Below are 26,447 nucleotides of genomic sequence, written 5' to 3' on the forward strand. Positions count from 1 at the left end.
ATGGGCTGTCTGACCGTAGTTGTCAACTGTTCACTGAGGAGTGTTGCGTGAGAGCCGTTCATCCCGCGCCCGCGCCTTTGCCGACGTTGATTGGGGCGAAGTTGAGGGCCAGCCGCTTGGCGCAGGGCCTCACCATTGCGAATCTCGCCGGCGCCACACAGCTGACATCGGGGTTCATCAGCCGTATCGAACGCAATGAGACGTCTCCGAGCGTGGCCACGCTGGTGACGATCTGCCAGGTTCTTTCGTTGCCGATCGGGTCTCTTTTCGAGCCGTCCTCAAACGAGGTCATCAGTCTTGCAGACGCGCCTCTGATCAATATGGGCGGTGACAACGCGATCGAGCGACTCCTCACTCCTCGCAATGAGTCGCGCGTGCAGATGCTGCGCTCGACGCTCTCCCCGGGCGCTACGGGAGGTGCGGAGCTGTACACGATCAACTGTGACGTTGAGGTGGTTCATGTGATCCGCAATTGCATCGAGCTGCGTTTCGCCGGCTCTTCCGTTTCGCTGGGCGAGGGAGACACGATGACCGTGCCAGGCCGTGAACCGCATTCGTGGAGCAACCCCACAGAACGGGAGAGCGAAGTCGTTTGGACTATCGTTCCCGCGGCCTGGAGCGGTTCTTCCTGAGCGACCGATTCTATCGGGGCAGGGCCGACCACGAAGCGTACAACTCAGGCTTCAGTTCGGTGAGATAGTCGACCTCGGGTCGTCGCGCCTCAACGTCGGCGAACATCACAGAAGGAGCTTTTCCGGCTTGCGCGACGATGGTGCCGTCTGAATCGACGATGACGCTCGTGCCGGAGAACGCGAACCCGTTCTCGACTCCCGCGTGGTTTGCATAAGCGATCACCATTGAGTTCTCCAACGCCCTGGCCGGTACCAGAACCAGGCTCACGCTTTCGAAACCCTCACCCACGGCGGTTGGCACGAGCAGAATGTCTGCCCCGCGAACCGCAGCCGCACGTGCAACCTCCGGAAACTCCACGTCGAAGCAGATGGCCAGCCCCACCCTGACGCCCGCGAACGAGACAACCGTTGGCGGCAACAGTCCCGGCTGGAAGGCGGCCGCTTCATGCTCGCCGAAGAGGTGTGACTTCGTGTAGGTGCCGAGCCTGACCCCTTCGCTGTCGACAAAGGTGGAGGTGATGCCGCGGAGTGTGGCATCGCCGCGCCCTGGCGTGCTGAAAACGAGGGCAATGCGATGCCGCCGTGCCATGTCGCAGAGTGAACGCTCAATGACGTCGACATCGTCGGCCGTCACTTCTCGTGCAATCGCGTCGGGCGCGTACCCCACCGCAAAGAGCTCTGGAGTGATCAGAATGTCGGCCCGGCCCTCGGCCGCTTCGATCGCCGCAGCTTCAAGCAGGGCGAGGTTGTGGGGGAAATCAAGCGCAATCGCCTGGCCCTGAAAAACTGCCAATCTCACGACAGCTCCCTTCTCCTCTGGCAATGAGCCAGTCTTCCGACACCTCCGATCACACGAGAAACTGTCGTAGCTTCTCGATGTGCTGGCATCGACTGTCTCCAATCTATCCGGGTGGCCGGGGGATGCTCGCACACCGGTTCGGCCGCAGCCGCCAGCGCCGACGCACTCCCAGGTGGGGATCCTCGATGTTGCTGAGCCAGAGGCCGAGGAGGTGGTGCGTGGTGGTTCAGCCGATCTTTGCTGCCGGGGGTACGAAGAGGGTGCCGGTGAGGGCGCTGCCGCGGAAGGTGCGGATGGCGACGACTGCCCACGCGCCGAGGAGGGCGGCGAAGGCGAGTACGGCGGCGGCCTGGAACGCGACGGATCCGGTGTGTAGGGCGACTCCGGTGAGTCCGGTGACGCAAGTGCCGACAGGGAAGGTGAATGACCACCAGGTCAAGGAGAACGGGAGGTGTTCGCGCGCGGTTCGCAGGGTGATGGCGAGGGCGAGTGCTGCCCAGAGGGCCGCGAATCCGAGCACGGGTACCCCGTAGATCACGCCGAAGGCCTGCAGGGCTTCGGCAAGGGGTGCGGTGGTGGCGAGGTGGGCGTTGCCGCCGAGGAGGTTCACGGCGGTGACGGATTGGCCGAGGGGGCCGAGCACGATCCAGAGCGTGGGCACCATCGCTGCGACACCGATCTTGTGTGTGGTGAGCCTGGACCAGATGAGGGTGATGACGATGAGGGAGGCGACTAGGCTGAGGCCGAACATGGCGTAGCAGGCCAGCAGCATCGTGAGGCGCGCTTGGCCGTCGGGTAGGTACGGAATGAGCAGGGCGCCTGTCGAGGCGGAGACCATGGGTGGCACGATGGGCATCAGCCAGCCGCCGAATGCGCTGTCGGCGGCGACCGTGAACTTCGTGAAGGTCAGGTAGGGCACCGCGACAGCAGTTGCCAGGCCCATGATCGTGCCGAGGGTCCACAGGACGGCGTCGACGGCGACGGCGGTCTGTTCGCCGAGGACGTCCCGGCCGAGCAGGATCGTGCCGGCCCCGACCGTGAGCAGGGCCATCGCGGGTGCGCCGTAGAAGTGCGCCATGACGGGGTTCAGGTGATGGGTTCGGGCTGTCTGCCGATTCGTGACCCAGTGGATGACCGTGGCTGCAGCGTTGGCCACGATTCCCGTTCCCATGACCGACGCATACCAGTTCGGGGTGATGTTCCGGAACATGTGCATCGGGCGTTCGAGCTCACGCAGGAACATCCGTGACGGGGCGGCGGGTCGGAGGGCCTGGGCTGTTGACATACTTCAATCCTGCGTTCCGCGGGGTGATCGCAGAAGAGCGTTCGGGTTGTGAGGTCACAAGCTGAGTTTGTGGGGGAGGGTTAGTGATGATCCGCAGCGACCCGCCTGACCTGAAGAGCCTGCAGACGCTCGCAGTGGTGGCCGAGCTTGGCAGCCTGACGTCGGCCAGCACCGCGCTCGGCGTGACCCAACAGGCAGTCTCGTCGCGTATCCGGGCTCGTGAAGTTCGCACCGGATCTCCGCTCGTGACGAGGTCTGCCCGCGGATCGCAGCTGACCGAGGCGGGCCTGCTAGTGGCAGGCTGGGCGAAGGACGTGCTGGATGCCGCCGAACGGTTCGAGGTCGCGGTCGCCGCACTCCGAGACAAAAGTCATTCGCAGCTTCGGGTCGGCGCGAGCCTCACGATCGCCGAGCATCTGATGCCGGAGTGGTTGATCGCATTCCAGACGGGGAGCGGAAATCCTGCTGCCGTCGACCTGGTCGTGGCGAACAGTCGCGCGGTGATCGAGCAGTTGCGCGCGGGTGCCCGCGACATTGGGTTCATCGAGACACCCGATGTGCCATCCGACCTCGAGTCGCGTGTCATCGCATTCGATGAACTCGTTGTCGTGGTCGGTGTGAACCATCCGTGGGCGCGGCGGCGGCGTGCGCTCAGCGCCGCCGAGCTCGCCTCGACCGCCCTGGTGGTTCGTGAGGAGGGTTCCGGTACGAGGCGCACGCTCGAACTCGCGCTCGACACACTCGAACCGAAGATTGTCCTGGCTGCTCCAGCTTCGATATTGCCGACGACGACCGCGATCCGTTCGACCGTCGCATCGGGTAGGGCGCCCGCCGTCCTGAGCTCGCTCGCCATCCGCGACGACTTTACGCTCGGTCGCCTCGCGCGGGTTCGTGTTGCGGGGCTGACGTTGAAGCGTCCGCTCACGGGGGTGTGGGTGCGCAATTCGACCGGCCTGCCGGAGAACGCTGAACGGCTGCTCTCCATCGCTCTGACGCATGCGCGCTGAGACCACAGGGGGCGCAGGGATGACATCGAGGCCGGTATGTCGCGGAGCGACTGCTTCCGGTGGAACGTGGTTTCCTGGCCGTTGTTCGATGCAGCCGGCATACACCCTGCACGATCATCCGATAATCGTGCCGGTGCTGGCGGCGCCGCACCCGTCTCCCGCGAACGGGCACCGGCGCAGCGCGAATCACGTGCGCGCGGTCAACGCGCTGCTCCGCTCACTTCGCTGAGTCGACGCAGTTGGTACTCCGGCTCGGGTCTGCCAAGCGGCACTTCCTGCAGTGGCAGCGCTGTTGCGTGGGCGTCGTCAGTTCAGCCTGCCCGTGATGTGTTCGCTGACTCGGAGTGCGTTGGCGATGATGGTGAGTGTGGGATTCACAGCGCCGATGGAGGGCATGAATGAGCCGTCGATCACGTAGAGATTGTCGAGGTCGTGCATTTTGCAGTTCGTGTCGAGGGCGGAGGTGCTTGAGTCGGTTCCAAATCGTGCGGTTCCGGCTTGGTGTGCGGTGGCTGAGACATCCATCGCTTTACTGAGGTAGAGGTTTCTTTCGAACGATTGTGAGTGCATGCCGAGATCGGTGAGCATGCTGTCGAAGGTGTGGCGGAGCCGTTTGAGCCCCTCAGAATTGTTGTCGGGTTGCACGGTGAGGTTGATGTGGCCGTCGGTTCGGAGAGTGACGCGGCTGGTGGGGAGAGGCAGGTCTTCGCTGGCGAGCCAGAAGTCCATCGAATGCTTGCCGACGATTCCGTACGCTGCTGGTGGTGCCCAGCCGAGCCCCTTCGGCGCCTGGCCTTTGACCTGCCAGTCGTCGGATTTGCCGAGCATCTGAATGTTGCCCATCGGGTATTCCCACGCGCTGCTCGGCCCGTAGTAGTCGTTCAGGGTCAGTGTTTTTTGGAAGACGGTGTCGTTGCGGTCTTTGGAGAACGCAATGAGCGCGAGGTTGTTGTGCCGCATGTAGTGGCGCCCGACGGTATCGGAGCTGTTGCCGAGGCCGCCCGGGTGGGTATCCGTTGCTGAGGCGAGCAGCAGCGCCGAGGAGAGAATCGACCCGGCCGAGAGAACGATGATGTCGGCGCTGAATGTGGTGTGCTCTCCTGCAGTGTTCACAGTCGCCACCCCGGTGACCGTGCGGCCGGTTGTGTCGGTGAGCAGCTTCGTGACCGTGGTGTTGGTCAGCAGGCGCAGGTTGGGGTTCGCGCGAAGCGCGGGGCGTACGACGACCGACTCGGAATCCGCTTTCGCTTCGACAAGGCAGGGAAAACCATCGACCCGGTCGCAGCGGATGCACGCTGATCCGTGGGCAGCGGTGCCGTCGTCATTCTGCACGAGATTCACACCGACCGGCAGATGAAACGGGTGCAGCCCGAGCTTCGTCAGGCCGTCGGAGAGTTCTTGGATCCGCGGTGCGTGTTTGACCGGGGGAAAGGCGTAGTCCTGACTGGATGCTCCAGCGAAAGGGTCTTCGCCGTGTTTGCCATGAACCCAGTACAGGTGCTCTGCCTTTACGTAGTACGGTTCGAGGTCGTCGTAGCTGATCGGCCATTCCGGCGATACACCGCCGGGGTGCTGAACACCGGTGAAGTCGGTGGGGTGCAGGCGGAACAGAGCTGCGCCGTACACTTTCGAATTGCCTCCGACGTAGAAGTGCAGCTCGGGCCGGAATGGTTTGTCGTTGAGATCGTAGAACGTCTCTTCGGCAACGTATCGGTTCTCGGCGAACACCGATTTCGAGTCCCAGTTCTCCCGTTCACGTCGGAGGTAGTCGCCTCGTTCGATCAGCAGAACCCGCTTTCCGGTCTTGGCCACCTCTGCGGCGGTGGTGCCACCGCCTGGGCCGCTGCCGATGACAATCACGTCGTAGTGATCACTCGGTGAGGTGTGTGGTTCGCTCACAGTCCGACGCTTCCCTGCATGATCCCACCGTCGAGGAACAGGGTTGTGGCAGTGAAATACGAGGACTGGCCCGAGGCCAGGAAAACGGCGACATCCGCGATCTCGCTGGGTTTAGCCATCCGGCCGAGAGGGATAGCCGCATCGAGTGCTTTCAGCTGTGCAGGATTCGCTTCGGTGCTGGCGTTGATGGGCGTGTCGACGGCGCCCGGTGCCAGGTTGACGACCCGGATGCCGTGCGTGCCGAGCTCGACGCCCGCGGTTCGTGTGAGCATCCGGGTGCCGCCTTTGGAGACGCAGTAGGCGATGTTTCCCGGCATCGGCCAGTCTTCGTGCACCGATGAGATGTTGATGACGAGCCCGCCGCCGCCCTGTTCGATGAACCGTTTCGCGGCGAACTGTGTGCCGAAGAATGCACTTTTGAGGTTCACATCGATGACCTTCTCGAAGTCCGCTTCGGTCGTGTCGAGGATGGAGGTGCGTGTCTCAATGCCGGCGTTGTTGATGATCACATCGAGCCTGCCGTAGGTGTCGACAGCCGTCGTGATCATCTTGTGGAGGTCGGAGGCCCGACTGACGTCCGCTTGCACACCGACGGCGTGGCCACCGGCCTTCTCGATGCGGTCGATGATGTCGGATGTTTCCTCTGGGTGGGTGAGGTAGTCGATCACGATGTTCGCCCCCTCGGCGGCCGCGGCGATCACGATCGCTTCTCCGATGCCGCTGTTGCCTCCCGTGACGACAATGGTTTTTCCCTCGAGTAGCACGCGCGCTCCGATCAGCAGATGTTCGAGAAAACATACACGGGCGCCTTCAGAAATGATGCCCCTGTCAAACTAGAACGTACGAGTGTATAAACATGAAGACGGGTGTGACCGGCCGCCGGAGGGGAATGTCATGACCACGCTCAGTGACCATGCCGATGTCGCTGTCAGCGCTTCGGCCCTGCGCAAAGGAAATGTGTTTGTGCGATGGGTGACATCGACCGATCACAAGATCATCGGGTACATGTACCTGATCGAATCGTTTCTCTACTTCTGTTTCGGTGGCGTGCTCGCTCTGGTGATCCGTGCTCAGCTCTTCGAACCCGGGGCGCAGCTCCTCGCGACGAAGGACCAATACAACCAGCTGTTCACGATGCATGGCACGATCATGCTGCTGATGTTCGCAACACCACTCTTCGCGGGGTTCGCGAACGTGCTGATGCCGTTACAGATCGGTGCCCCCGACGTCGCATTTCCGCGGCTGAACGGGCTCGCGTTCTGGCTGTACACGTTCGGAAGCGCAATTGTCGTCGGCGGGTTCCTCACCCCCCAGGGCGCCGCATCGTTCGGCTGGTTCGCGTACGCACCGCTCTCGAGCCAGACATTCACCCCGGGAGACGGCGGAAACCTCTGGGTGTTCGGACTCGTGCTCTCCGGGTTCGGCACCATCCTCGGCGCCGTGAACTTCATCACCACCATCATCACCATGCGGGCACCCGGTATGACGATGTTCCGTATGCCGTTGTTCAGCTGGACTACCCTGGTCACGGCCATCCTCATCCTGATGGCGTTCCCCGTGCTCGCAGCAGCACTGTCAGCGCTCGGTATCGACCGCGTCTTCGGTGCGCACATCTACGACCCAGCCAACGGCGGACCCCTGCTCTGGCAGCACATGTTCTGGTTCTTCGGGCATCCGGAGGTCTACATCATCGCGCTGCCGTTCTTCGGCATCATCAGCGAAGTACTCCCCGTCTTCAGCCGGAAACCCTTGTTCGGGTATAAGACGTTGATCTATGCGACCATAGCGATCGCGGCACTCTCGATCACCGTGTGGGCACATCACATGTACGTGACGGGCTCCGTTCTGCTTCCTTTCTTTTCCCTGATGACGATGCTGATCGCCGTTCCCACCGGGGTCAAGATCTTCAACTGGGTGGGCACGATGTGGCGAGGCTCGGTCACGTTCGAGACACCCATGGTGTGGGCGATCGGCTTTCTCATCACCTTCACGTTCGGCGGGCTCACGGGCGTCATCCTCGCCTCCCCGCCGCTTGACTTCCATGTCTCCGACAGCTACTTCGTCGTCGCCCACTTCCACTACGTGGTCTTCGGAACCGTGGTGTTCGCCATGTTCTCCGGCTTCTACTTCTGGTGGCCCAAATGGACCGGCAAGATGCTGAACGAGAAGCTGGGCCAGTGGCATTTCTGGCTGCTGTTCATCGGGTTCCACACCACGTTCCTCATCCAGCACTGGCTCGGAGTGGTGGGCATGCCCCGTCGCTACGCGTCGTATTCACCCGACGACGGTTTCACCTGGATGAACCAGATCTCCACCGTGGGCGCCTTCCTGCTGGCCTCGTCGATGATCCCGTTCTTCTTGAACGTGTACATCACGGCCCGAAACGCTCCGAAGGTCACCGTGAACGACCCGTGGGGCTACGGTCGCTCGCTCGAATGGGCTACCTCCTGTCCGCCTCCTCGGCACAATTTCACCACCATTCCGCGCATTCGTAGCGAGTCGCCAGCTTTCGACCTGAACCATCCTGAAGCGGGAATACCGGTGGGTGTCGGCCCGATGGAGGATGCCCCCGACGCCCCCCATCAGAAGATCACCTGAGTGGCTCCGGCGACCCCTCAGGGCTAGTGTCCTGCGTGATTGTGGACCGCGTGGTCGGCCCCCCCGTCGGGGTTGCCGCCCATCATCTTCAGCATGGGCCCGCTGCCGCTTCGGTAGAACACGACCAGCAGCAGAGCTCCGATCAGCAGGAAGACGATGTTGAGCCACGTGGTGTAGTTCCAGCTGATTCCATCGTCGACGATCGTGAGGTTGCGATTCGTGGGGATGAGGCCGAGCGGGGTGAAGATCAGTTCGACGGCGTACCCAGCGAGCACCATGGCGCCGTAGAAGATGACAGTAATGCGGATGGCTGCCTTTGTGCCGTAGTACTTCCGGTAGATCAGGATGATCGGAATGATGATGAGGTCGGCGAAGATGAAGCTGATCACCCCGCCGAAACTGATGCCGCCGTTCCAGAGCACCGCGGCCAGTGGTACGTTGCCGACCGAGCAGACGAAGCTGATCATCGCGAGCAGCGGGCCGATGATCGGGCCGAGGAGGAACGCCACGGTCGGATCGTTGACGAAGAAAGCGGCTTGCAGCCAGGCTTTCGGAACCCACGCAGCGAACGCGCCGGCGATCAGTAGGCCGATGACGATGTCTTTGAGTACCGCGGCCCAGTCCATGACGAAGTACTGAGACACCGAGGTGATGCCGGGGCGGGAAAAGAGGCGCTGCCAGAACGTGCCGCCCTGCTGCACCGACATGTCCATGCCGGCGTGGCCCTCCATCGAGCCGGCCAGGCCCTTCTCTGCCTGCTCGCGGGCTTTGTCGATGATCTTGCCACGCATCCAGAGTCGGAAGCCGAGGGCTACCAGGATGATCATGATGGGGCCGCCGACGAACTCGGCGAGAGTGAACTGCCAGCCCATCACGAAGGCCAGAATCAGGCCGAGCTCGACCACCAGGTTGGTCGACGCGATCTCGAAGGCCATGGCAGCAGAGAAGCTGGCTCCCTTTCGAAAGAGGGCCCGCGCCAGTGCCACGGCGGCATACGAGCATGAAGAGGATGCCGCACCAAGGCCACTCGCGATGACCAGCGAGCGCGGCGAGTCGGTTCGCATCAGCCGAGTGATCTGCTCGCGCCTGATCAGTGCCTGGATGACGCCGGAGAGGGTGAAACCGAGTATCAGCGGCCAGAGAATCTGCCAGGCCATCGACCCGGCGGTGGCGAGAGCGTCGCCGACGGCCTGAATGATGAACATGATCAGAGCCCCGCGAGCAGAGTGTGAATGGTGGTGATCTCAGCCGTCTGCGAGGTCATGATGCTCTGGCTCATCATGCCGCTCATGTCCATGCCCGGCATGCGGCGGGAACTCGCGCCCCATTCGACGAGCCAGGCGTTCATCGTCGTGATCTCTGGGGTGAATCCTGCACTTCGAACATTCATCGTCAACTCCTCTATTGGATACCCCCCTAGGGTACGCTTGCGACCGTGGAATCACCAGCCGTCTCGGTCGTAGCGCTACCCAGTCATCTGTGGCATGTTTAGAGAGCACCTTGGTGCGACGGCGGTGGGGCTCACCGTAACCAACCTCGACCCAGGTCGACAACAGTCCCTATCTCAGCACTTTGGTGCGCCACGAGATAGGAGCCCACCGTGTCACAGTCACCCACCGCATCGTCACTGCCCGAACCTTTGGCGGTAGTGAGCACGCCAGTCATTGTCGTCGGCGTGTTCCCGGGCATGCCCGACGTCGTGGTCTCGCAGGCGGTCGTCTTCGCGGAACGGTTCGGCGCGCGGTTGGTGTTCGTGTACGTCGATACCGGCTGGCGACGCGGCCGCTGCTCTCGCGCAACTCGCGGGGGAGTGGGATGCGACGGCGATCGTGGTCGGAACCCGCCGCGCCAGCGGGCGTTCCACTGTCGGTGAGTTCTTGAACGGCTCCGTTGCCGCGCATCTGGCCCACCGTCAACACCGGCCGGTGATTGTCATCCCGGTGGCACCGGTCGCATCAGACGATGCCCTCCCGTGGGCGGTGACTTCATGACGGGCGACGCCGGAGTATCCCGGCTGGTGCTGCTGCGGCACGGCCAAAACACCGCAAACGCCGAGGGCCTCTTCACCGGGCTGCTCGACGTCGGTCTTTCGCAGACAGGCGTCGCCGAAGCGCACTGTGCTGCCGCGCAGCTTTCCGCCGCGCACATCGCGCCCGACGCCGTGTTCGCTTCGGAACTGAGGCGTGTGACGATCACGGCGCAGACGGTCGTCGATGACCTGCGCCTGTGGCCGGCTCGTGTCCTTCGCGACTGGCGCCTCGACGAACGCAATTACGGCTCCCTGACCGGCTTGTCGAAGGCCGAAGTTCGCGCCGAATACGGTGATGCACAGTTTCTGCGATGGCGACGATCGGTTTCCGATGCCCCACCACCGATGACAGATGCCCAATACGAAACGCTGGCAGGCAGCCGTCTGTTCGGCCGACTGCCCGCCGAGGCGCTGACCCGCTCGGAGTCCCTTACCGATGTGTAAGTCAGGGTGCGGGCCTTCTTCGCCGAGCACCGAGCTCGAACGGCTGAACATTCCCACCGGGCATCCGCTCGTGTATTCGTTCGACAAAACATTGCGGGTGCGCACCCGCACCGGCACATACCTGAACACAGAAAGCGCCCACGCCGCCGCCGAGCTGCTGGCACACGAAGGAGGAACCTGATGAACGACTACACCGGACACCACAACCGCACTATTGCCTACGACGCGGGCGAATACGTCAGCCACCCGACAGGACACGCGCTCACCATCAGTACGGTCACCGCCGAGCAGATTCTCGACTCGCGCGGCAACCCGACCGTTCGTGTGTCGCTTCGTCTCGACGACGGTTTCGAGGCGGTCGCATCAGCACCCGCGGGAGCCTCGACGGGAGCGTTCGAGGCCGTCGAACTCCGCGACGGTGGCCCCGCATACGGAGGCCTCGGCGTGCAGGGCGCGGTCACCGCAGTACGAACCGAGATCGGCACGCTTCTGACACACCATTCGTACAACACGATCAGTGACCTCGACCGGGCACTCCGTGACCTCGACGGCACCCGGGCAGAGCTGCCGCTTCACCGCTGGTTGTCGCTCGTGACGGGTTCGGCAGAGCGGATGCCGGTGCCGCACTTCAACGTGCTGAACGGCGGCGCCCATGCGACGAACGCACTCGACTTCCAGGAATTCATGATCGCACCCGTGCAGGCGGCCACCGAAGCCGAGGCAGTACGGACGGGAGCGGAGATTTACCATGCTCTCGCCCGGCGCATCAGTACGAAGTATTCCGCCGCGGGCCTCGGTGACGAGGGAGGATTCGCGCCACCGATCGACTCCGCCGAGGAAGCGCTTGATCTGCTGGTGGCCGCGATCACCGATGCCGGCTACACGCCCGGAGTCGACAGTGTCGCGATCGCGATGGACCCTGCCGCCAACGGCTTCTCCCTCGGCGGCGGCCGCTACCGGCTGGCGGGCCGGGAACTGGCCCGCGACGAGCTCGTCGACTACTACGAGAACCTTGTCGACTCGTACCCGATCCGGAGCATCGAGGACGGCTTCGCCGAAGACGACCACGAAGGGTGGATCGCGCTCTCCGGGCGCCTCGCCGACCGGATCCAGCTCGTCGGTGACGACCTCTACGTCACCGACGCCGCTCGCATCCTCGACGGCGCGCACGAGCACTACTCGACGGCGGCTCTCATCAAACCGAACCAGATCGGAACCGTCAGCCAGACCCTCGACGCCATCACGGCCGCCCGCAGAGAACGCGTGGCGAAATACAACCGGCTCACCCAGATCGAAGCACAGAACCCCACGATCTCCTACGGACTCGCATGAGCGGCGATCAACTCCCGGTCGACAGCGACATCGAAACCGACCAGGCCAGAGGGGCGGCCCCTCGGCCGGTACACATCCGGCCCGCCTACCTCGCGCTGGTCGCAGTGGGCGGCGTGGTCGGCACCGCGATCCGGGAGCTGCTCGCGCTCGGCGCACCCCAGATCGATGACATCGCCGTCGTGATCATCGCGATCAACGTCATCGGCGCTCTCGCACTCGGCGTGCTGCTGGAAACCCTCGCGAGTGCCGGGCCTGACCACGGACGCCGACGCATCGTGCGTCTGCTGGTCGGCACCGGTGTGCTCGGGGGGTTCACGACCTACAGCACGCTTGCCACCGACACGGGCATCCTGCTCACCCACGGCCGCACCAGTGTCGCGATCGTCTACGCCGTCATGACAGTGCTGCTGGGCGCCGCAGCAACTTTCTGCGGTATCGCACTGGTGCGACCCTCAGCCATGCGGTCGCGGAGTCGTGGCACCTCATCATCGGAACCGGGCCGATGGGCGGCTTCACCACGTTCAGCACAGCCAGCTTCGAGACCGTTCGCCTGCTGCAGGAACGCCGATGGGGCGCCGCACTGATGAACGGGTTCGGGATGCTCGTGCTCGCCATTCTGGCAGCGCTCGCCGGCCTCACGATCGGCGGGTCACTGTGACCTGACCGCATCCACTCACTCACCGCCCACCCTGGAACCGACAGTCGACCCCGAAGCCACAAAGGCTCCCACTGGGTACACTCAATTCATATGCGCTAACGCATATGTCTGTGACTTATCACAGGATTGGCGGTGGTCAGCGGGTGGGTGAAATTGCCCTGGTCGACGCGACTTTGCTCGCATCGAGAGCGCTTCTGGGCGTTGTGGCCCGGTCGATGATCGAGGCGTTGACCGAGGTCACGCTGCCGCAGTTCCGGGTTCTGGTCGTCGTTTCAGGTGCCGGTCAGATCCGGATCGGTGATCTGGCCGCGCGGATGGGTGCGGTGCAGTCCACGTTCAGCCGCAGTGTTCAGCGCATGGTGTCGGCGGGGTGGCTGAATCGCACACCGAGCCCCGACAGCCGTCGGGAGATCGTCATCACCATCACAGCGAAGGGACAGGCGCTTGTCGACCAGGTCACGGCATCGCGGCGCACCGAACTGGCCCGGATCCTCTCGGCCCTCAGCGAAGAGGAGCAGGTCGCGTTGACCGTCGCGTTCGACACCTTCACGCACGCAGCCGGGGAGATTCCACTCCACGACCTTCTGACGATCGGGCTGTGACGGGATGACGGGTACTGCCCCGACTCTCGTTCCGGCAATCACTGCGCCCCCGATAGTGCAGCCCCTTCACGATGACCTGCAGCCCCTATCCGAAGGCCTGGTGCCCAGGCCTTCGGACCTCAGCCAGAGCAGCACCGAACAGCTGCAGAACGCCCAACACGCCATCGATTCGGTGCGAGACGACCTCGCCCAACTGAAATGAGCACTGTGCACGAAAGCATTCCCAGCCCCCCGATCAGCTCCTTCGATATCGGACCGTTCACGATCCATTTCTACGCCCTCTGCATCCTCACCGGCATCCTCATTGCAGTCGCGCTCACCCAACGCCGACTCAGCCGCCAAGGAGCAGAGAAGGGCATCGTGCTCGACGTCGCACTCTGGACCGTCCCGCTCGGAATCGTCGGAGGGCGGCTTTATCACGTCGTCACACACCCGAACGACTACTTCTTCCCCGGCGCCGACCTCTGGAAAGTACTGTTCGTCTGGGAAGGCGGGCTTGCGATCTTCGGCGCCATCATCGCGGGGAGCATCGGCGCATACATCGCCTGTCGAAGGAGGGGCCTTCGGTTCTGGGCGTTCACCGACGCCCTCGTCCCGGGTCTTCTCTTCGCCCAGGCGTTCGGCCGGTTCGGCAACTACTTCAACCACGAGCTCTACGGCGGGCCAACCACGCTGCCCTGGGGTCTTCAGATCGAGGCGACAAACGCCGCATTCCCCCCCGGCCTGCCACCGGGCACCCTGTTCCACCCCCTGTTCCTCTACGAGATGATCTGGAACATCGCCGGCGCGTTCCTGATCATCTATCTCGAACGCCGCCTCCGACTGCACTCCGGCCGAACCGTCGCGCTGTACTTCATCTGGTACGGAATCGGGCGAGCGTTCTTCGAATCCCTTCGCCTCGACCCGACCGAATTTGTCTTCGCCGGCCTGAAAGCCAACGTGATCGCCGCCCTCCTCTTGGCAGTGGTCGGTGTCGTGCTGTTCACTGTCCAGACCAGGCGGCACCTGCCGAACCCCGGAAGCCCCTACGTTTCAGGCAGGGCCTCGAAACTGTCGCAGCTTCTCTCCGGCAACGAGGCGAACGGTGACGCAGACCTGTCGATCAGGGAGTTGTCAGGGCGGCCGCCAGAGCGTCCAGGGCCCCAGGAATGATGGCGTAATAGGCCCACACGCCGCGTTTGTCGCGGCTGAGAATGCCCGCGTCGACGAGGACCTTCAGGTGATGCGATACGGTCGGCTGGCTGAGGCCGAGGGGTTCGATGAGGTCGCAGACGCAGGCTTCCTGACCATCGTGTGCGGCCACCATCGAGACCAGGCGGAGCCGGGCCGGATCGGCGAGAGCCTTCAGGGTCTTCGCGAGCGTTTCCGCGTCGTGGGCGCCGAGCGGTTCCCGGGTGATGGGCGCGCAGCAGGCCGTGACATCGGTAAGGGGGAGCAGTGTGGCGACGGGCATGGCACCAGTCTGACAAAGACATTGACAGTTGTCGATGTCTTGATCCAGAATCTAGGCATCGATGTTCGTCTATGTCTGGAGTGGTGATGGCCGAGAAGCCGACGGTGTTGTTCGTGTGTGTCCATAACGCTGGTAGGTCCCAGATGGCTGCGGGGTTCATGAAGGAGCTCTCCGGGGGGCGGGTCGAGGTGCTTTCCGGTGGCTCGGAACCGGGAGACCAGATCAATCCGGTCGCGGTTGCCGTGATGGCCGAGGAGGGCATCGATATCACGGGCAATGTGCCCCAGCTGCTGACGACGGGCCAGGTGCGCGAATCCGATGTCGTGATCACGATGGGCTGTGGTGATGTCTGCCCGATCTTCCCCGGCAAGCGCTATGAGGACTGGGAACTCACCGATCCGGCCGGGAAGAGCATCGATGAGGTACGGCCGATCCGTGACGACATCCGGGCCCGTATCGAAGCGCTCCTGTCGGAGTTGCTCCCCGCCGAGACCGAGGAGATGCTTTCGTGACGATGGCACTGACGGTGCCGGCGAGACGCGAAGCGTCCCGCCTCGCCGGACTCCCCGTGGTCGTGATCGGCGCGGGGCCGGTGGGCCTTGCTGCAGCCGCGCACCTGCTCGAGAGGGGCGTGGAGGTCCTGATTCTGGAAGCCGGCGAAGCCGCTGGTGCCGGAGTGTCGTCCTGGGGTCATGTGCGACTTTTTTCGCCGTGGTCTGAGGTGGTCGATCCGGCCGCCGCCCGGCTCCTCGATGCGGCAGGCTGGGATGCCCCCGAAGCGAGGAGGCTGCCGTTGGGGTCTGAGGTCGTGCGCGACTACCTGCTTCCCCTCGCCGGAACACCCGCGCTCTCCCCGGTGCTGCGATATTCATCGAGAGTGACAGCGGTGTCCCGGCAGGGTATGGACAAAACTCGCTCCATGGGCCGCGCCGATACTCCTTTCCTCCTTCGAATCTCCACGCCAACTGCTGACGAGACCCTTTTGGCGCGAGCGGTCATCGATACGTCGGGAACCCTCTCGAACGCGAATGGGCTCCTCGCCTCCGGCTGGAACCCCACCGCAGACGGGGCACTGTGGTTGGCGAACGCGATGCCTGATGTGCTCGGTACGGAACGGGCCAGGTTCGCGGGGCGCCGTGTCGTGGTCGTCGGCGCAGGGCATTCGGCCGCGAATACCCTCCTGGCTCTGGCGAAGTTGAAAGAAACGGAGCCAGAAACCGAGATCGTGTGGGTGATCCGAAATGCGACCCCCGTGCGGGTCTTCGGAGAGGCAACAGACGAATTGGCCGCCCGCGGGCAACTCGGTGACAACACTCATTCTCTTGTTCGTCGCGGCGTTGTTGAACTCGTCGATCTGTTCGAGATCGACGACGCCCACCCCGACGAGGAGGGTGTTCGGCTGACAGGGCGCCGATACGGGAACCCGTTCGAGCTTCGTGGCGACATCGTCGTAGCAGCGACCGGGTTCCGGCCGGACCTTTCGATCTTGCGCGAGATACGCCTGTCGCTGGATGACATCGTCGAAGCTCCTCGCCAGTTGGCGCCGTTGATCGACCCCAACCTTCATTCCTGTGGAACTGTTCCTCCGCACGGGGTCGCAGAGCTGACGCAACCGGAGCCGAACTTCTTCATTGCAGGGATGAAGTCGTACGGGCGCGCCCCGACTTTCTTGATGCTGACCGGCTACGAGCAGGTTCGATCCATTGCCGACGAACTCGCAGGCGACCCTGATGCGGCTCGTGTCGTGCAGCTCATCCTCCCCGAGACCGGTGTCTGCTCCTCCGGGCCCGGTGACGGAGGGTCCTGTTGCTCATGAGAAATGTCAGATCCGGATGTAGGCCCATCTGTTGAATTGTCGTTCGGCCAGGAATGCCACAGCAGACGGCACCGTTTCGATACCGGGTTGCAGTTCGTTTGGGCGAACGGGTGCGCTGGCCATGAAGAGGTGCTGGGGGGGATGGCGGCGTTGAGCTGGGCTGTGGTGGGCGCTGGATGGAAGCCCTCCGGCGTGTCTGTCGCCGTGAATGTTCAGATGCGGGGCGTCGATCTATTTCGTCAGGAGTCGCCCGAAGAAGCCTTTCGATTTCGACGGTTCCTTCTCGTGCCCGGGGCACCGATCCGCTCGTGGAACAGCGCGCATAACCTGATCGACGTGTTGACCGCAGCCCGCCCAAGTCGTCTTCCCGCAGACACGGCACTTCACAGCTCTACACATGAACGCTCCTTCGATCTCAGGTCCACGGAGTGAACCTTTCAAAATAAATATACCCCAGGGGGTATTATGTTGTTATGAGAACAATCATTGTCGGGGGAGTCGCCGGAGGAATGTCCGCGGCGACCCGCCTCCGCCGGCTCGACGAGCAGCGACACATCATGGTGCTCGAGCGTGGCAGCTATGTGTCATTCGCCAACTGCGGCCTGCCCTACCACGTCGGCGGCGTCATCGAGGATCGCTCGGCACTTCTGTTACAGACACCAAAATCCCTCGCCGCGCGGTTCGCCCTCGACGTGCGGGTGCGTCACGAAGTCATCGCCATTGATCCTGCCACTCAGACCGTCACGATTCGCGATCTCGATGCGGGAATGGAGTTCGAGGCCAGTTACGACACGCTGGTTCTTGCCGGCGGGTCGTCAGCCGGTGTCGGTCCGACAGCGGGCATACTCCCCACGCACACCCTCCGAAGCGTCGACGACGTCGATCGTGTGCTTGAGATCCTAGGTTCCGTCGACGGGCCCGCGCGGGTCACGGTGATCGGTGCCGGCTACATCGGTCTTGAGGCGGTCGAAAATCTCCTTGCACGGGGAGCGCTCGTGACCCTCGTGCAACGCGGCCCCCAGATCCTGTCGCCCCTCGACCCCGAGATGGTGACACCCGTCGAACGGGTCCTCCGCGACCACGGCGTCGACCTCCGACTGAACACCACGGTGACGGGCGCCCGACCGGGCATCGCCGTGCTGTCCGACGGAACCGAGGTACCCACCGATCTGGTGATTGAGGCAAGCGGCGTTCATCCAGAGTCCGGCTTAGCCCGCGGTGCGGGGCTCACGATCGGGCCGACTGGTGGAATCTCAGTCGACGCACGCCAGCGCACGAGCGACGCATCGATCTACGCGGTGGGCGACGGCGTCGAGAAGATCGATGCTCTCGACCACACTCCCGCCCTGATCACCATGGCCGGGCTAGCGAACCGGCACGGCCGTGCGGCAGCCGACGCGATCGCCGGCGTCCTCGACGCAGAGGCGGCGTCGGCTCTCGGCACAGGGATCGTCGGTGTTCTCGGGTTGACGATCGCGACTGTCGGCTGGAGCGAGAAGCGTCTCCGCGCGGCCGGTCGAGAGCGCACAGTGATCCACACGCATCCCTCATCCCATGCCGGTTACTACCCGGGCGCGAAGCAGATGGCGGTTAAGCTCCTCGTCGACCCGGCAGACGACCGTATCCTCGGGGCCCAGATTGTCGGAGAAGACGGCGTCGACAAGAGAATCGACGTCATCGCGACCGCCATGACCGGCGGCATCACCGCCTCGGGGCTCTCGCGCCTCGAGTTGGCCTACGCACCCCAATACGGATCAGCGAAAGACCCCATCAATCTCGCCGGATACGTCGCTGACAACGTGCGTGCGGGCACCACCCGCACTACCCAATGGCACAAGCTCCGCGCACGCCAGGAATCCGGGGACACCCTGATCGACGTTCGGAGCGCAACCGAATTCGCGTCAGGAGCGATTCCGGGCGCCATCAACATTCCCCTCGACGAGCTCCGCGCCCGTCACGCCGAACTTCCTGACGGCCCGCTCATCGTGCACTGCCAGGTGGGCCAACGCGGCCACACCGCCTCTCGCCTCCTCACCCAGCTCGGTCACGACGTCACCAATCTCGATGGCGGATACCTGACCTGGAAAGCCGGAACCACCTCAACCAGCCCTGCTTGCCTCACGAAAGAAACACGATGAACCAGATCACCGTCGACCAACTCGCCAGACTAAGAGCCCCCATGCTCCTCGACGTTCGAGAGCCCGACGAATACGCGACCGGGCACGCACCGGGCGCCGTGAATATTCCCCTCTCGGAGCTCATCGACCACGTCGGCGACATCCCCGTCGGTAGACCCGTGCACGTCATCTGCCAATCCGGTCGGCGCAGCGCCCAAGCAACGGCGCTTCTCACTGACCTTGGCATCGATGCGATCAACGTCGAAGGCGGCACCACGGCATGGATTCAGAACGGCCACAACGTAGAAACGAACCAGTCGTGACCCCAGATCCGAAAGACACGAACGGCGGCCACCGCGACGACGTCGCCGTGCGGAAGATCGCCAACCGTCTCAAGCGGGCGCAGGGCCAACTCGCTGCCGTCATCACAGCCGTAGAAACTGGCGCAGACTGCCGCGACGTCGTCACCCAACTCGCCGCCGTTTCCAGCGCCCTCGACCGAGCCGGTTTCGCGATCGTCTCTACCGCGATGCGCCAGTGCATCACTGACGAACCGGCCGACCGGAAGGACGCCGCCCGCAGCTCGCTGACGGTAGAAGAACTCGAAAAGCTCTTTCTCACCCTCGCCTGACAGTCGCTACGCGAGCTCGCCGACGACGCCGAGTTCGTGAGTTGTGGTCGCGACGGGTTTGCCGGCTCAGACAAGCGTGACAGTACGCATTCGGAATTCCACAGGGAATGGTCGTGGCATGGATGAAGCCTCTCAGCGAAGGCTCGATCCTCACACCAGTTCAGGCAACCAAACCGTGGGGCACGTCGCCCAGCCATCCACACCTTCAACAGTCCCATGTGGGCCGTGATCGAGGCGTGTTCGACTGGTCTTACCGAGCGGTTGCACGTGCGCACCAGTCCCGGCGGTGCATCCCGATTGCCCCGTGCGAAGCACCGGGTGTGAGTATGCGTATGCATTCTGTTGCTGAGCGGGAAACGAGGGGAAAAGTAAGGCTTTCCTTAGTGGCATGCATACGTATACGGTAAGCGCATGTCAACTTTTAGAAAGCGTGTTTTAGCCTTCATAGTAATGGGCACCGTTGGCGCACTCGCCATCACCGGATGCAGCGCGGGCAGCCGCACCGGCAATGCGAATGCGACCAAGGTCACTTGTGACTACACAACACCCAGTTCGGCCACGACAGTCAACGTTCTGGCGTACAACTCGTCCGCTATCGACCCCTTCACGAACACCATGGTGTCCAGTTGCACCAAAGGCAATGTCACAGTGAAACACGATCCCATCGACTTCGGCGGCCAAGTCACCAAGACGACTGCGACCCTCGCGGGCGATTCGGGCTCCTATGACATCATCGAGACGTACGGCTTCGTGATTCCCAGCCTGGCGACCGACAAGAAACTCATGCCGCTCGACGATCTCTACAAGAAGTACGCGAGCGACTACGGTCTCGACAAGATCAGTGCGTCCCTGCAAAAAGGCATGTCCTTCGACGGAAAGCTCTATGCCCTCCCGATGCAGACACAGATGTATGTGATGGCCTACCGCAAAGACATCTTCGCGAAGCTCGGCCTGAAGATTCCGACAACGTTTGCCGAGATGATCACGGCAGCCGACGCGATCAAGGCCGCCGGCCTCATGCAGTATCCGATCGCCCTCCCGTGGCTCGCGACGGCAGACGTCTCGACGAGTTACGAAGCTGCCATGAACTCCCTGGGCTCCGACTTCGTCACCTCTGACGGAAAAGTCACCCTGAACACTCCTGAGGGCAAACAGGCTCTGGAGGCATTGAAGTCGCTTCAGCCATACATGGATCCGCAGGTGACCACCTTCGACCAGCCCAAGGTGCAGCAGCAGATGTACAACAACACTGCCGCGATGTCGATCATGTTCTCGGGTCGTATGAACGACCTCACCCTCGACAAGAACAGCACGTTGTCGACGTCGTTTGCCTTTGCGTCTCCGCCCAAGGTCACCGACAGTTCCAAATATGCCTACGACCGCCTGTCGATCGACGGATGGTCGATTCCTGCCAACACCAAACTCGACCCCGACATGCTCTTCGTGATGATGGCATCGTCCGTCAATGAGGATGCGTCGAAGGCGTCGGTACCGGCGGCCTACCCGGCGCGCGAAGGGATGGTGACGGCCGACAATTCTCCTTACGGTCAGGCCGCGAACGATTCGATTGCGGCCGCGATGCCGCCTGTCGTTGCGGCGGACCTGGCCGCGGTGACCACCAAGATCCGTCCGATCCTGGTGCAGGTGTTGACGGGCGCTGTTTCCGTCGATGACGGTCTGACGCAGATGCAAGCCGCCGGCGAGTCTGCCGCCGGCTGAATTTCCGCAGCACTATCCAACAATCCATCGCCGCGGCCTGGACCCAGTCCAGGCCGCGGCCTGTCAGTGGAGATGAACAGATGAAGAGGCGTGAATTCTGGTTGCTCTTTGCACCGAGTTTCTTGGTGATGGGCGGGCTTCTCGTCATCCCGCTTATCCGCACGATCCAGTGGAGCGTCGAGAACGTGCGCTACGGCACACCCGGCACTTTTGTCGGGTTCGACAACTACGTCACGGCGCTCACCGACCCGAGGTTCGGCAGGGCAGTTCTCTTCACGGTCACGGTGACCGTGATTACGACAGCGATTCTGCTGGTGCTGGGCTACGTCATCGCGACCGGGATCGACAGGCTCACGAAGTCGCGCCCGATCGTACTGGGGCTGCTGCTTGTCTCGTACGTGCTACCCAACCTCGTTGGCGCCGTCGCCTTCTCCTGGCTGTTCGATGACAACTTCGGCGGTCTGGTCAACCGATTCATCGGTCTGATGGGCGGAGGGGAGGTGCTGTGGTTCACCGACCAGGTGCCCAATGCGATCCTCATCATCGCGAACACCGTGTGGCACATGCTTCCGTTCGCGATGCTCATCATTCTCGCCGGCCTACAGGGCGTGCCGCTTGAGCTGCGGGAGTCGGCGAACATCGATGGGGCGTCGCCCCTGCAGACTCACATCAGTGTGATCATCCCGACGATCCGAGGTGTGCTCGGTTTCGTGACGCTCATCTCGATCATGGACGTGTTGCGCATGTTCGACAACCTGATCCCCCTCTCGCCGCAGGCGGAAGCCATCGGAAACGAGTCGATCATGCTCTATGTCTACTCTGTGGCGTTCGCCAATGGCGCGCAGGAGCTCGGCCTGGGAAGCGCGATCAACGTACTCACCATCATCCTCATCCTCATCATGTTGATTCCCTTCATCAGGGGGATCTTCAAGGAAGCGAAGGCTCTACGATGACGCTCAACTCCAGAACACTCCCTGCGCGAACGATTGCTCCCGCGCCCGGGAGAGGCGCAGCGAGGAGGCCGAAGAACCGGGCCAGGCGCAGGCCGCCGATCATCACGGGCACCTTGCTCGGCCTGTTCTGTCTGCTGACCCTGAGTCCGATCATCTGGATGACGCTCTCCGTCACGAAACCGACCAACGTCGCGTTCGCGAACCCGCCCGTCTTCGGGGGCTACCAGCCCACCCTGCAGGCCTTCGTTGACCTGTGGGAGACCACCTACTTCGCCGACTACCTCACCAACACGCTTGTCGTGGCTGTCGTCTCGACGGTCATCGCTCTGGTGATCGGCATCCCTGCCGCCTACGCTCTGTCGCGGTTCCCGAACTACGTGTCAGCCTTGCTCCTCGTACTCGCACTCATTTTTCGGGCGCTGCCGCGCTTCGCCGTGGTGCTGCCGATGTACGACATCAGCCGGTCGCTTGGCATCTACGACACCACCTTCGCGTTGGCCATAGCGCTGGTCGCGATTAACCAGCCGTTCACGATCTGGCTTCTCCGAAACTTCTTCGCGGACATTCCGCGAGAGCTCGACGAGGCCGCGATGCTCGATGGTTGTACGCGCATCGGAGTCCTGCGCCGCGTCATGATTCCGCTGATGGGCCCCGGCATCATCACGGCCGGTATCTTCGTGTTCCTCTTCGCCTTTCAGGAATACCTCACCGCCCTGGTGCTCACAGACACCTCCTCGAAGACCGTTCCCGTATTCATCGCTACGCAACTCGGACAAACCCTCCCGATGCTGCAACAGTCGGGTGCGGCCGCACTACTGTTGACGATCCCGGTGATCTTCATCGCGCTCGTCGCCCAGAAATACCTCGTCGCAGGGCTCAGCGATGGTGCAGTCAAGGGGTGAGATGAGGCCGCTCGTTCTTCTGCCGGGCATGAACTGCACGGATGATCTCTGGGCTGATTGCGGGCTCGGTGATGTTCTGGCACCCGCGCTCGACGAGCGATCCGTCAGTGCACAAGTCGATCGACTGCTCGCCGAGCTTCCGCCGATTTTCGTCCTCTGCGGGTTGTCCCTGGGCGCCATCGTCGCCATGGCGCTTGCTGCGGAGGCACCCGGGCGCGTCGAGCGTCTGTGCCTTATATCGACCAACGCGAAGGCTCCGACGCCAGCGCAACACGAGTCTTGGAGGGCCTGGGCAGAGAGAATCAGCGCTGGCGAGACTCCCGCAGAACTTCAGGATGAAATCTTGCCCGCGCTCCTGTCGGCCGATGCGCTCGCCCATCACCCCGACCTCGTTCGGAGGACTCGTCAGATGGGAGCGGCAACGAGTGCATCTACTCTCGACGCTCAGCTCGCGATGCAGGGCACGCGCGTCGACCTGCGGCCGACATTGCGAGGAATTCGGATCCCGACGCTCGTCATCTCAGGAATTCGCGACGCGATCTGTCCACCCGAATTCCATCATGAGATTGTGGCCGAGATGCCGAATGCACGGCTCGCGAACGTCGACGGTGGACACCTCCTGCCCCTCGAACGAGCGAATGTGATTGGCGAGGCCATACGGGCATGGCACACAAGCGAGCCCTGGCTCACGAACGCGCCGCGCCGCACCTAGTTTCTCGGAGTCAGCAGACCGATCAGATGCGTCATTAGCGAGGCCGCGAGGTTGTACACGACCAGCTGCGCTCCTTGCTCAAAAGCGGCATTCGCGGCCTCGACGCTGCTCACGATATCCATTCGGAGAACACCGCCTGATGAAATGGCCGTGTTCACGCATTTGATAGCCTCGGCGACGGGGAGGTCATGGGTACCGGATGATGCAGCCAGGTCTGCAGGGCCGATCATCACGCCGTCGAGTCCCGACGTTGCCACGATGGCGTCTGCCTCGGCTACCGCGGCGGGCGATTCGATCATGCCGATGACGAGTGTGTTCGCGTGGTACCAGTCACGGTGGCCGGTCGGGTCGGTTTCACCGAACCGACCGGCACGACTGTACGTCGCGAAGCCCCGCGTGCCGATCGGGGGGTAGTGGGCAGCAGCGACCAGCGCCTCAGCGTCCGCGGCATTGTCGACATGGGGTCCGACGATGCCTTCGGCGCCCTGGTCGAGCGCGCGCAGAATCATGCCGGGATCGTTTTCGCCGACTCGGACCACAACCGGAACACGGTGGATGGCGGCCACAGCAATGTGTTGACGCAGCGCTACGACGTCGGCGGGCCCGTGCTCACAGTCGACGAGCACAAAGTCGAACCCGGCGACTGCTGCCATCTCGACGAGTTCCTCCGCGGGAATCCTCACCAGCACTCCGAGAAGACGCTCGCCCGACTCGGCTCGCGCTCGAAGAGACCCCGATGTCATGCGACCATTCCCGCTGAGAGGTCGATGTCAGCGCCGGACAGCCCGGGCATACCGAGCATGGCGACCACGGCGCGGCCGACTTCTTCCTCCGTCACCATCCGACCGAGCGCCGATCGCGAGACGAACGACGCTTCTGCCTCGGCGATCGACGTTCCGGCACGGTCGGCTTCGAGCCGGAAGTTGCGTTGCATGCGCGGCCCCTCCACGGGCCCGGGCGACAACGTATTCACGTTGACGCCGGCCGGTCCCATTTCAAAGGCGAGTGTAGATGTCAGCCCGATCACGGCCATCTTGGAGGCGCAGTAGGGAGTGCGGAACGGGAGAGGCCGCTTGCCCGAGACCGAGGCGAGATTGATGACGTCTCCGGCACCCCGTTCGACCATGGGAGGGAGGAACGCCTTGCAGAGCAAGAAGATCCCGCGCACATTGGCAGCGAAGACTGCATCCCACTCTTCGACCGAGATGTCGATGAGTGAGGCCACGGGCCCGGGCACGCCGGCGTTGTTGACCAGGATCGACACGGGCGTGTCGGCAAGACTCATCGCCAGCTGGTCGACCGACTCGGAATCCGTCACGTCACACGAGAGGGCTCGGGTGCGGTCTCCGAGCCGGTCGACGACGCTGACAAGCTTCGCGGTGTCACGGCCGACGACGACGACGTCAGCGCCAGCAGAGTGCAAGGCGGTGGCGATGGCTGCACCGAGGCCGCTTCCGCCTCCGGTCACAAGGGCTGTTCGGCCAGCGAGCGCGCTCACTGTACGCGCTCTCGTGAAGCGAGGTTCTCCTCGATCCATGGGAAGGTCCGGCCGTTATGGATCCAGGCTCGTGCGTCTCCCGACCGGGCGTGGCCCTCGAACAGTTCAACCCGCGCGGCACGGCCGCACACTTCGCCGAGCATCCCTGACGAGGCGGGGTCGGTGATCTGCTGGTACGTGACCGTGCGAAGGTATTTGCCTACCCACAACCCGCCGGTGTAGCGGGCCGCGCCGAGGGTCGGCAGCACATGATTCGTGCCGATGACTTTGTCTCCGTATGACACACAGGTGTTCTCGCCGAGGAACAGAGCCCCGTAGTCATGCATCTTCGCCAAGGCGAGCCGCGGCTCCTCCGTGAAGATCTGCACGTGCTCGAAGGCGAACGAGTCAGCAAGAGCGTAGGCCTCGTCGATGTCGTCGACGACAATGACCTGGCCCCAATCGCGCCAGGCCGGCTCGGCATAGTCCCTCGTCGACATGCTTGGCAGCAACTGCTCGATGTGCGCCATCACCTGTTCGCCGAGAGTCTGTGACGTCGTGATCAGAACGGCCGGTGACTCCGGGCCATGCTCCGCTTGCGAAAGCAGGTCGACGGCGGTGAGGAAGGGATCTGCCTCACCGTCAGCCACGATCATGATCTCGGTCGGGCCGGCGAACAGATCGATGCCGACCTCACCGAACAACTGGCGCTTGGCCTCGGCCACGTACGCGTTCCCTGGGCCGGCGATCATATTGACGGGCTGCATCGTTTCGGTTCCGACGGCCATCGCCGTCACCGCTTGCACGCCGCCGAGCACGTAGATCTCGTCGGCACCGGCGAGCTTCATCGCGGCGACAGTGGCGGCGGGAATCTCCCCGCGGATGGGCGGAGTGCAAGCGACCACACGGGGCACGCCAGCGATCTTCGCGGTGATGATCGTCATGTGCGCAGAAGCAGTGAGCGGGTATTTGCCGCCGGGGATGTATGCGCCGACGGCCTGGACGGGCACGTGCTTCTGCCCGAGGAAGACGCCCGGGAGCGTCTCGACCTCGATGTCGACCAGCGAGTCTCGCTGAGCCTGCGCGAAGGCACTCACCTGCTTCTGAACGAATTCGATGTCGGCTATCACCTGGGGATCGAGACTGGCGATTATCGCCTCGATGTGAGCATCGTCGAGGCGGAACGCCTCTGGCGACCACGAGTCGAACTGTTGCGAGTACCGACGAACGGCGTCGTCGCCGTCTTCGCGAATGGTGGCGATGATGGATTTCACCCGCTCAGCCACGTCGCTCTGAGCACTGTCGGTGAACAATTTCGTCGGAGCGCTCTTCAGGTACACAACCATTGCTGATTTCCTTTCGCCATGCATACGTATGCTGCC

The 26,447-nt window shown here is 63.2% G+C and carries 31 protein-coding genes and 1 pseudogene; 22 read left to right on the top strand and 10 right to left on the bottom strand.

The genetic code is table 11. The features are described from left to right. Window positions 1–47 precede the first annotated feature (47 nt). Complete coding sequence (locus QN358_RS02860) at window positions 48–632, top strand: helix-turn-helix domain-containing protein (protein ID WP_136641836.1); 585 nt, start codon at window positions 48–50, stop codon at window positions 630–632. A gap of 10 nt (window positions 633–642) precedes the next feature. Here QN358_RS02860 and QN358_RS02865 read toward each other — a convergent pair whose 3' ends face one another. Continuing rightward, complete coding sequence (locus QN358_RS02865; RefSeq protein WP_136641835.1) at window positions 643–1,431, bottom strand: nitrilase-related carbon-nitrogen hydrolase; 789 nt, start codon at window positions 1,429–1,431, stop codon at window positions 643–645. Between the two features lie 226 nt (window positions 1,432–1,657). Beyond that, complete coding sequence (locus tag QN358_RS02870; protein ID WP_323511528.1) at window positions 1,658–2,716, bottom strand: TDT family transporter; 1,059 nt, start codon at window positions 2,714–2,716, stop codon at window positions 1,658–1,660. Between the two features lie 86 nt (window positions 2,717–2,802). Between QN358_RS02870 and QN358_RS02875 the strand changes: the two genes are divergently transcribed. Beyond that, a complete protein-coding gene (locus tag QN358_RS02875; RefSeq protein ID WP_323511529.1) occupies window positions 2,803–3,723 on the top strand; it encodes a LysR family transcriptional regulator in 921 nt (306 codons plus the stop codon). Between the two features lie 88 nt (window positions 3,724–3,811). Continuing rightward, window positions 3,812–3,952 (top strand): hypothetical protein, encoded by a 141-nt coding sequence (locus QN358_RS02880; protein WP_161580396.1) that lies wholly within the window; start codon window positions 3,812–3,814, stop codon window positions 3,950–3,952. 77 nt (window positions 3,953–4,029) lie between these two features. Here the strand turns inward: QN358_RS02880 and QN358_RS02885 are convergent, their stop codons facing one another. Together QN358_RS02885 and QN358_RS02890 are read right to left on the bottom strand one after the other, a co-directional pair. Continuing rightward, on the bottom strand, window positions 4,030–5,622 hold the full coding sequence (locus tag QN358_RS02885) for a GMC oxidoreductase (protein WP_136641832.1): 1,593 nt from the start codon (window positions 5,620–5,622) through the stop codon (window positions 4,030–4,032). Further along, window positions 5,619–6,386 carry a glucose 1-dehydrogenase gene (locus QN358_RS02890; RefSeq protein WP_323511530.1) on the bottom strand — a complete coding sequence of 256 codons (768 nt, stop codon included), beginning with the start codon at window positions 6,384–6,386 and terminating at the stop codon, window positions 5,619–5,621. The genes QN358_RS02885 and QN358_RS02890 overlap by 4 nt, the downstream gene beginning before the upstream one ends. 130 nt (window positions 6,387–6,516) lie before the next feature. Between QN358_RS02890 and ctaD the strand changes: the two genes are divergently transcribed. Continuing rightward, on the top strand, window positions 6,517–8,220 hold the full coding sequence (gene ctaD, locus QN358_RS02895) for a cytochrome c oxidase subunit I (RefSeq protein WP_136641830.1): 1,704 nt from the start codon (window positions 6,517–6,519) through the stop codon (window positions 8,218–8,220). 23 nt (window positions 8,221–8,243) lie between these two features. Here ctaD and QN358_RS02900 read toward each other — a convergent pair whose 3' ends face one another. Together QN358_RS02900 and QN358_RS02905 are read right to left on the bottom strand one after the other, a co-directional pair. Then, window positions 8,244–9,425 carry a permease gene (locus tag QN358_RS02900; protein WP_323511531.1) on the bottom strand — a complete coding sequence of 394 codons (1,182 nt, stop codon included), beginning with the start codon at window positions 9,423–9,425 and terminating at the stop codon, window positions 8,244–8,246. Between the two features lie 2 nt (window positions 9,426–9,427). Beyond that, window positions 9,428–9,610 carry a hypothetical protein gene (locus tag QN358_RS02905; protein ID WP_136641828.1) on the bottom strand — a complete coding sequence of 61 codons (183 nt, stop codon included), beginning with the start codon at window positions 9,608–9,610 and terminating at the stop codon, window positions 9,428–9,430. A gap of 210 nt (window positions 9,611–9,820) precedes the next feature. Between QN358_RS02905 and QN358_RS02910 the strand changes: the two genes are divergently transcribed. The 9 genes and pseudogenes from QN358_RS02910 (at window position 9,821) to lgt (ending at window position 14,437) form a co-directional block, all read left to right on the top strand. After that, a complete protein-coding gene (locus tag QN358_RS02910; RefSeq protein WP_323511589.1) occupies window positions 9,821–10,093 on the top strand; it encodes a hypothetical protein in 273 nt (90 codons plus the stop codon). Then, the gene (locus tag QN358_RS02915; RefSeq protein WP_237280318.1) at window positions 10,050–10,211 is read left to right on the top strand and encodes a hypothetical protein; all 162 of its coding nucleotides are present in this window, start codon (window positions 10,050–10,052) and stop codon (window positions 10,209–10,211) included. Before QN358_RS02910 ends, QN358_RS02915 begins: the two co-directional genes overlap by 44 nt. Further along, entirely contained in the window at window positions 10,193–10,693 is a 501-nt protein-coding gene (locus tag QN358_RS02920) for a 2,3-bisphosphoglycerate-dependent phosphoglycerate mutase (RefSeq protein ID WP_323511532.1), read from the top strand. The genes QN358_RS02915 and QN358_RS02920 overlap by 19 nt, the downstream gene beginning before the upstream one ends. Continuing rightward, the gene (locus QN358_RS02925; RefSeq protein WP_323511533.1) at window positions 10,686–10,874 is read left to right on the top strand and encodes a hypothetical protein; all 189 of its coding nucleotides are present in this window, start codon (window positions 10,686–10,688) and stop codon (window positions 10,872–10,874) included. The genes QN358_RS02920 and QN358_RS02925 overlap by 8 nt, the downstream gene beginning before the upstream one ends. Beyond that, window positions 10,874–12,025, top strand: coding sequence for a phosphopyruvate hydratase (locus tag QN358_RS02930; RefSeq protein WP_136641825.1), 1,152 nt, complete (start codon window positions 10,874–10,876; stop codon window positions 12,023–12,025). The genes QN358_RS02925 and QN358_RS02930 overlap by 1 nt, the downstream gene beginning before the upstream one ends. Continuing rightward, a complete protein-coding gene (locus QN358_RS18815) occupies window positions 12,022–12,609 on the top strand; it encodes a fluoride efflux transporter FluC (protein WP_136641824.1) in 588 nt (195 codons plus the stop codon). The genes QN358_RS02930 and QN358_RS18815 overlap by 4 nt, the downstream gene beginning before the upstream one ends. Further along, window positions 12,546–12,683 (top strand): annotated as a pseudogene (locus QN358_RS02940) (chromosome condensation protein CrcB); the annotation flags it as partial. The gene QN358_RS18815 and the pseudogene QN358_RS02940, both read left to right, overlap by 64 nt. A gap of 143 nt (window positions 12,684–12,826) precedes the next feature. Then, complete coding sequence (locus QN358_RS02945) at window positions 12,827–13,285, top strand: MarR family winged helix-turn-helix transcriptional regulator (protein WP_161580395.1); 459 nt, start codon at window positions 12,827–12,829, stop codon at window positions 13,283–13,285. A gap of 198 nt (window positions 13,286–13,483) precedes the next feature. After that, window positions 13,484–14,437 carry a prolipoprotein diacylglyceryl transferase gene (gene lgt, locus QN358_RS02950; RefSeq protein ID WP_136641822.1) on the top strand — a complete coding sequence of 318 codons (954 nt, stop codon included), beginning with the start codon at window positions 13,484–13,486 and terminating at the stop codon, window positions 14,435–14,437. Here the strand turns inward: lgt and QN358_RS02955 are convergent. Beyond that, entirely contained in the window at window positions 14,388–14,738 is a 351-nt protein-coding gene (locus QN358_RS02955; RefSeq protein WP_136641821.1) for an ArsR/SmtB family transcription factor, read from the bottom strand. The two genes, lgt and QN358_RS02955, sit on opposite strands and share 50 nt — an antisense overlap. A gap of 86 nt (window positions 14,739–14,824) precedes the next feature. On the opposite strand from QN358_RS02955, the gene QN358_RS02960 reads away from it, so the two are divergent. The 9 genes from QN358_RS02960 (at window position 14,825) to QN358_RS03000 (ending at window position 23,588) form a co-directional block, all read left to right on the top strand. Beyond that, window positions 14,825–15,250 (top strand): arsenate reductase ArsC, encoded by a 426-nt coding sequence (locus QN358_RS02960; RefSeq protein ID WP_136641820.1) that lies wholly within the window; start codon window positions 14,825–14,827, stop codon window positions 15,248–15,250. A gap of 2 nt (window positions 15,251–15,252) precedes the next feature. After that, complete coding sequence (locus tag QN358_RS02965) at window positions 15,253–16,554, top strand: FAD-dependent oxidoreductase (protein WP_162849201.1); 1,302 nt, start codon at window positions 15,253–15,255, stop codon at window positions 16,552–16,554. 473 nt (window positions 16,555–17,027) lie between these two features. Further along, window positions 17,028–18,692 (top strand): FAD-dependent oxidoreductase, encoded by a 1,665-nt coding sequence (locus QN358_RS02970; protein ID WP_323511534.1) that lies wholly within the window; start codon window positions 17,028–17,030, stop codon window positions 18,690–18,692. After that, window positions 18,689–18,994, top strand: a complete 306-nt coding sequence (locus tag QN358_RS02975; protein ID WP_323511535.1) for a rhodanese-like domain-containing protein — start codon at window positions 18,689–18,691, stop codon at window positions 18,992–18,994. The genes QN358_RS02970 and QN358_RS02975 overlap by 4 nt, the downstream gene beginning before the upstream one ends. After that, complete coding sequence (locus tag QN358_RS02980; protein ID WP_237280316.1) at window positions 18,991–19,302, top strand: metal-sensitive transcriptional regulator; 312 nt, start codon at window positions 18,991–18,993, stop codon at window positions 19,300–19,302. The genes QN358_RS02975 and QN358_RS02980 overlap by 4 nt, the downstream gene beginning before the upstream one ends. A gap of 615 nt (window positions 19,303–19,917) precedes the next feature. Next, window positions 19,918–21,021 (top strand): ABC transporter substrate-binding protein, encoded by a 1,104-nt coding sequence (locus QN358_RS02985; RefSeq protein ID WP_416351951.1) that lies wholly within the window; start codon window positions 19,918–19,920, stop codon window positions 21,019–21,021. An 80-nt stretch (window positions 21,022–21,101) separates the two neighbouring features. Beyond that, entirely contained in the window at window positions 21,102–21,974 is an 873-nt protein-coding gene (locus tag QN358_RS02990) for a carbohydrate ABC transporter permease (RefSeq protein ID WP_136641814.1), read from the top strand. Next, window positions 21,971–22,876, top strand: a complete 906-nt coding sequence (locus tag QN358_RS02995; protein WP_323511537.1) for a carbohydrate ABC transporter permease — start codon at window positions 21,971–21,973, stop codon at window positions 22,874–22,876. Before QN358_RS02990 ends, QN358_RS02995 begins: the two co-directional genes overlap by 4 nt. A gap of 1 nt (window position 22,877) precedes the next feature. After that, window positions 22,878–23,588, top strand: a complete 711-nt coding sequence (locus tag QN358_RS03000) for an alpha/beta fold hydrolase (RefSeq protein ID WP_323511538.1) — start codon at window positions 22,878–22,880, stop codon at window positions 23,586–23,588. On the opposite strand, the gene QN358_RS03005 is transcribed toward QN358_RS03000, so the two are convergent. The 3 genes from QN358_RS03005 to hisD are packed head-to-tail and all read right to left on the bottom strand — an operon-like array spanning window position 23,585 to window position 26,411. Further along, entirely contained in the window at window positions 23,585–24,331 is a 747-nt protein-coding gene (locus QN358_RS03005) for an HpcH/HpaI aldolase family protein (protein ID WP_323511539.1), read from the bottom strand. The genes QN358_RS03000 and QN358_RS03005 overlap by 4 nt on opposite strands. Beyond that, window positions 24,328–25,086, bottom strand: coding sequence for an SDR family oxidoreductase (locus QN358_RS03010; RefSeq protein WP_323511540.1), 759 nt, complete (start codon window positions 25,084–25,086; stop codon window positions 24,328–24,330). Before QN358_RS03010 ends, QN358_RS03005 begins: the two co-directional genes overlap by 4 nt. Beyond that, complete coding sequence (gene hisD, locus QN358_RS03015) at window positions 25,083–26,411, bottom strand: histidinol dehydrogenase (protein WP_323511541.1); 1,329 nt, start codon at window positions 26,409–26,411, stop codon at window positions 25,083–25,085. The genes QN358_RS03010 and hisD overlap by 4 nt, the downstream gene beginning before the upstream one ends. Between the last annotated feature and the right edge of the window lie 36 nt (window positions 26,412–26,447).

This window comes from Subtercola sp. RTI3, from assembly GCF_035018625.1.
Lineage (GTDB): Bacteria > Actinomycetota > Actinomycetes > Actinomycetales > Microbacteriaceae > Subtercola > Subtercola vilae.

Bases quoted from the DNA above. Each gene is read 5' to 3' on its own strand.
- QN358_RS02870 (WP_323511528.1), bottom strand. From the start codon at position 2,716: ATGTCAACAGCCCAGGCCCTCCGACCCGCCGCCCCGTCACGGATGTTC.
- QN358_RS02900 (WP_323511531.1), bottom strand. From the start codon at position 9,425: ATGTTCATCATTCAGGCCGTCGGCGACGCTCTCGCCACCGCCGGGTCG.
- QN358_RS02990 (WP_136641814.1), top strand. From the start codon at position 21,102: ATGAAGAGGCGTGAATTCTGGTTGCTCTTTGCACCGAGTTTCTTGGTG.
- QN358_RS02905 (WP_136641828.1), bottom strand. From the start codon at position 9,610: ATGAATGTTCGAAGTGCAGGATTCACCCCAGAGATCACGACGATGAAC.
- QN358_RS03000 (WP_323511538.1), top strand. From the start codon at position 22,878: ATGAGGCCGCTCGTTCTTCTGCCGGGCATGAACTGCACGGATGATCTC.
- QN358_RS02875 (WP_323511529.1), top strand. From the start codon at position 2,803: ATGATCCGCAGCGACCCGCCTGACCTGAAGAGCCTGCAGACGCTCGCA.
- QN358_RS02880 (WP_161580396.1), top strand. From the start codon at position 3,812: ATGCAGCCGGCATACACCCTGCACGATCATCCGATAATCGTGCCGGTG.
- QN358_RS02985 (WP_416351951.1), top strand. From the start codon at position 19,918: ATGGTGTCCAGTTGCACCAAAGGCAATGTCACAGTGAAACACGATCCC.
- QN358_RS02975 (WP_323511535.1), top strand. From the start codon at position 18,689: ATGAACCAGATCACCGTCGACCAACTCGCCAGACTAAGAGCCCCCATG.
- QN358_RS18815 (WP_136641824.1), top strand. From the start codon at position 12,022: ATGAGCGGCGATCAACTCCCGGTCGACAGCGACATCGAAACCGACCAG.
- lgt (WP_136641822.1), top strand. From the start codon at position 13,484: ATGAGCACTGTGCACGAAAGCATTCCCAGCCCCCCGATCAGCTCCTTC.
- QN358_RS02970 (WP_323511534.1), top strand. From the start codon at position 17,028: ATGAGAACAATCATTGTCGGGGGAGTCGCCGGAGGAATGTCCGCGGCG.
- QN358_RS02965 (WP_162849201.1), top strand. From the start codon at position 15,253: ATGGCACTGACGGTGCCGGCGAGACGCGAAGCGTCCCGCCTCGCCGGA.
- QN358_RS03005 (WP_323511539.1), bottom strand. From the start codon at position 24,331: ATGACATCGGGGTCTCTTCGAGCGCGAGCCGAGTCGGGCGAGCGTCTT.
- ctaD (WP_136641830.1), top strand. From the start codon at position 6,517: ATGACCACGCTCAGTGACCATGCCGATGTCGCTGTCAGCGCTTCGGCC.
- QN358_RS02955 (WP_136641821.1), bottom strand. From the start codon at position 14,738: ATGCCCGTCGCCACACTGCTCCCCCTTACCGATGTCACGGCCTGCTGC.
- QN358_RS02930 (WP_136641825.1), top strand. From the start codon at position 10,874: ATGAACGACTACACCGGACACCACAACCGCACTATTGCCTACGACGCG.
- QN358_RS02960 (WP_136641820.1), top strand. From the start codon at position 14,825: ATGGCCGAGAAGCCGACGGTGTTGTTCGTGTGTGTCCATAACGCTGGT.
- QN358_RS02995 (WP_323511537.1), top strand. From the start codon at position 21,971: ATGACGCTCAACTCCAGAACACTCCCTGCGCGAACGATTGCTCCCGCG.
- hisD (WP_323511541.1), bottom strand. From the start codon at position 26,411: ATGGTTGTGTACCTGAAGAGCGCTCCGACGAAATTGTTCACCGACAGT.
- QN358_RS02925 (WP_323511533.1), top strand. From the start codon at position 10,686: ATGTGTAAGTCAGGGTGCGGGCCTTCTTCGCCGAGCACCGAGCTCGAA.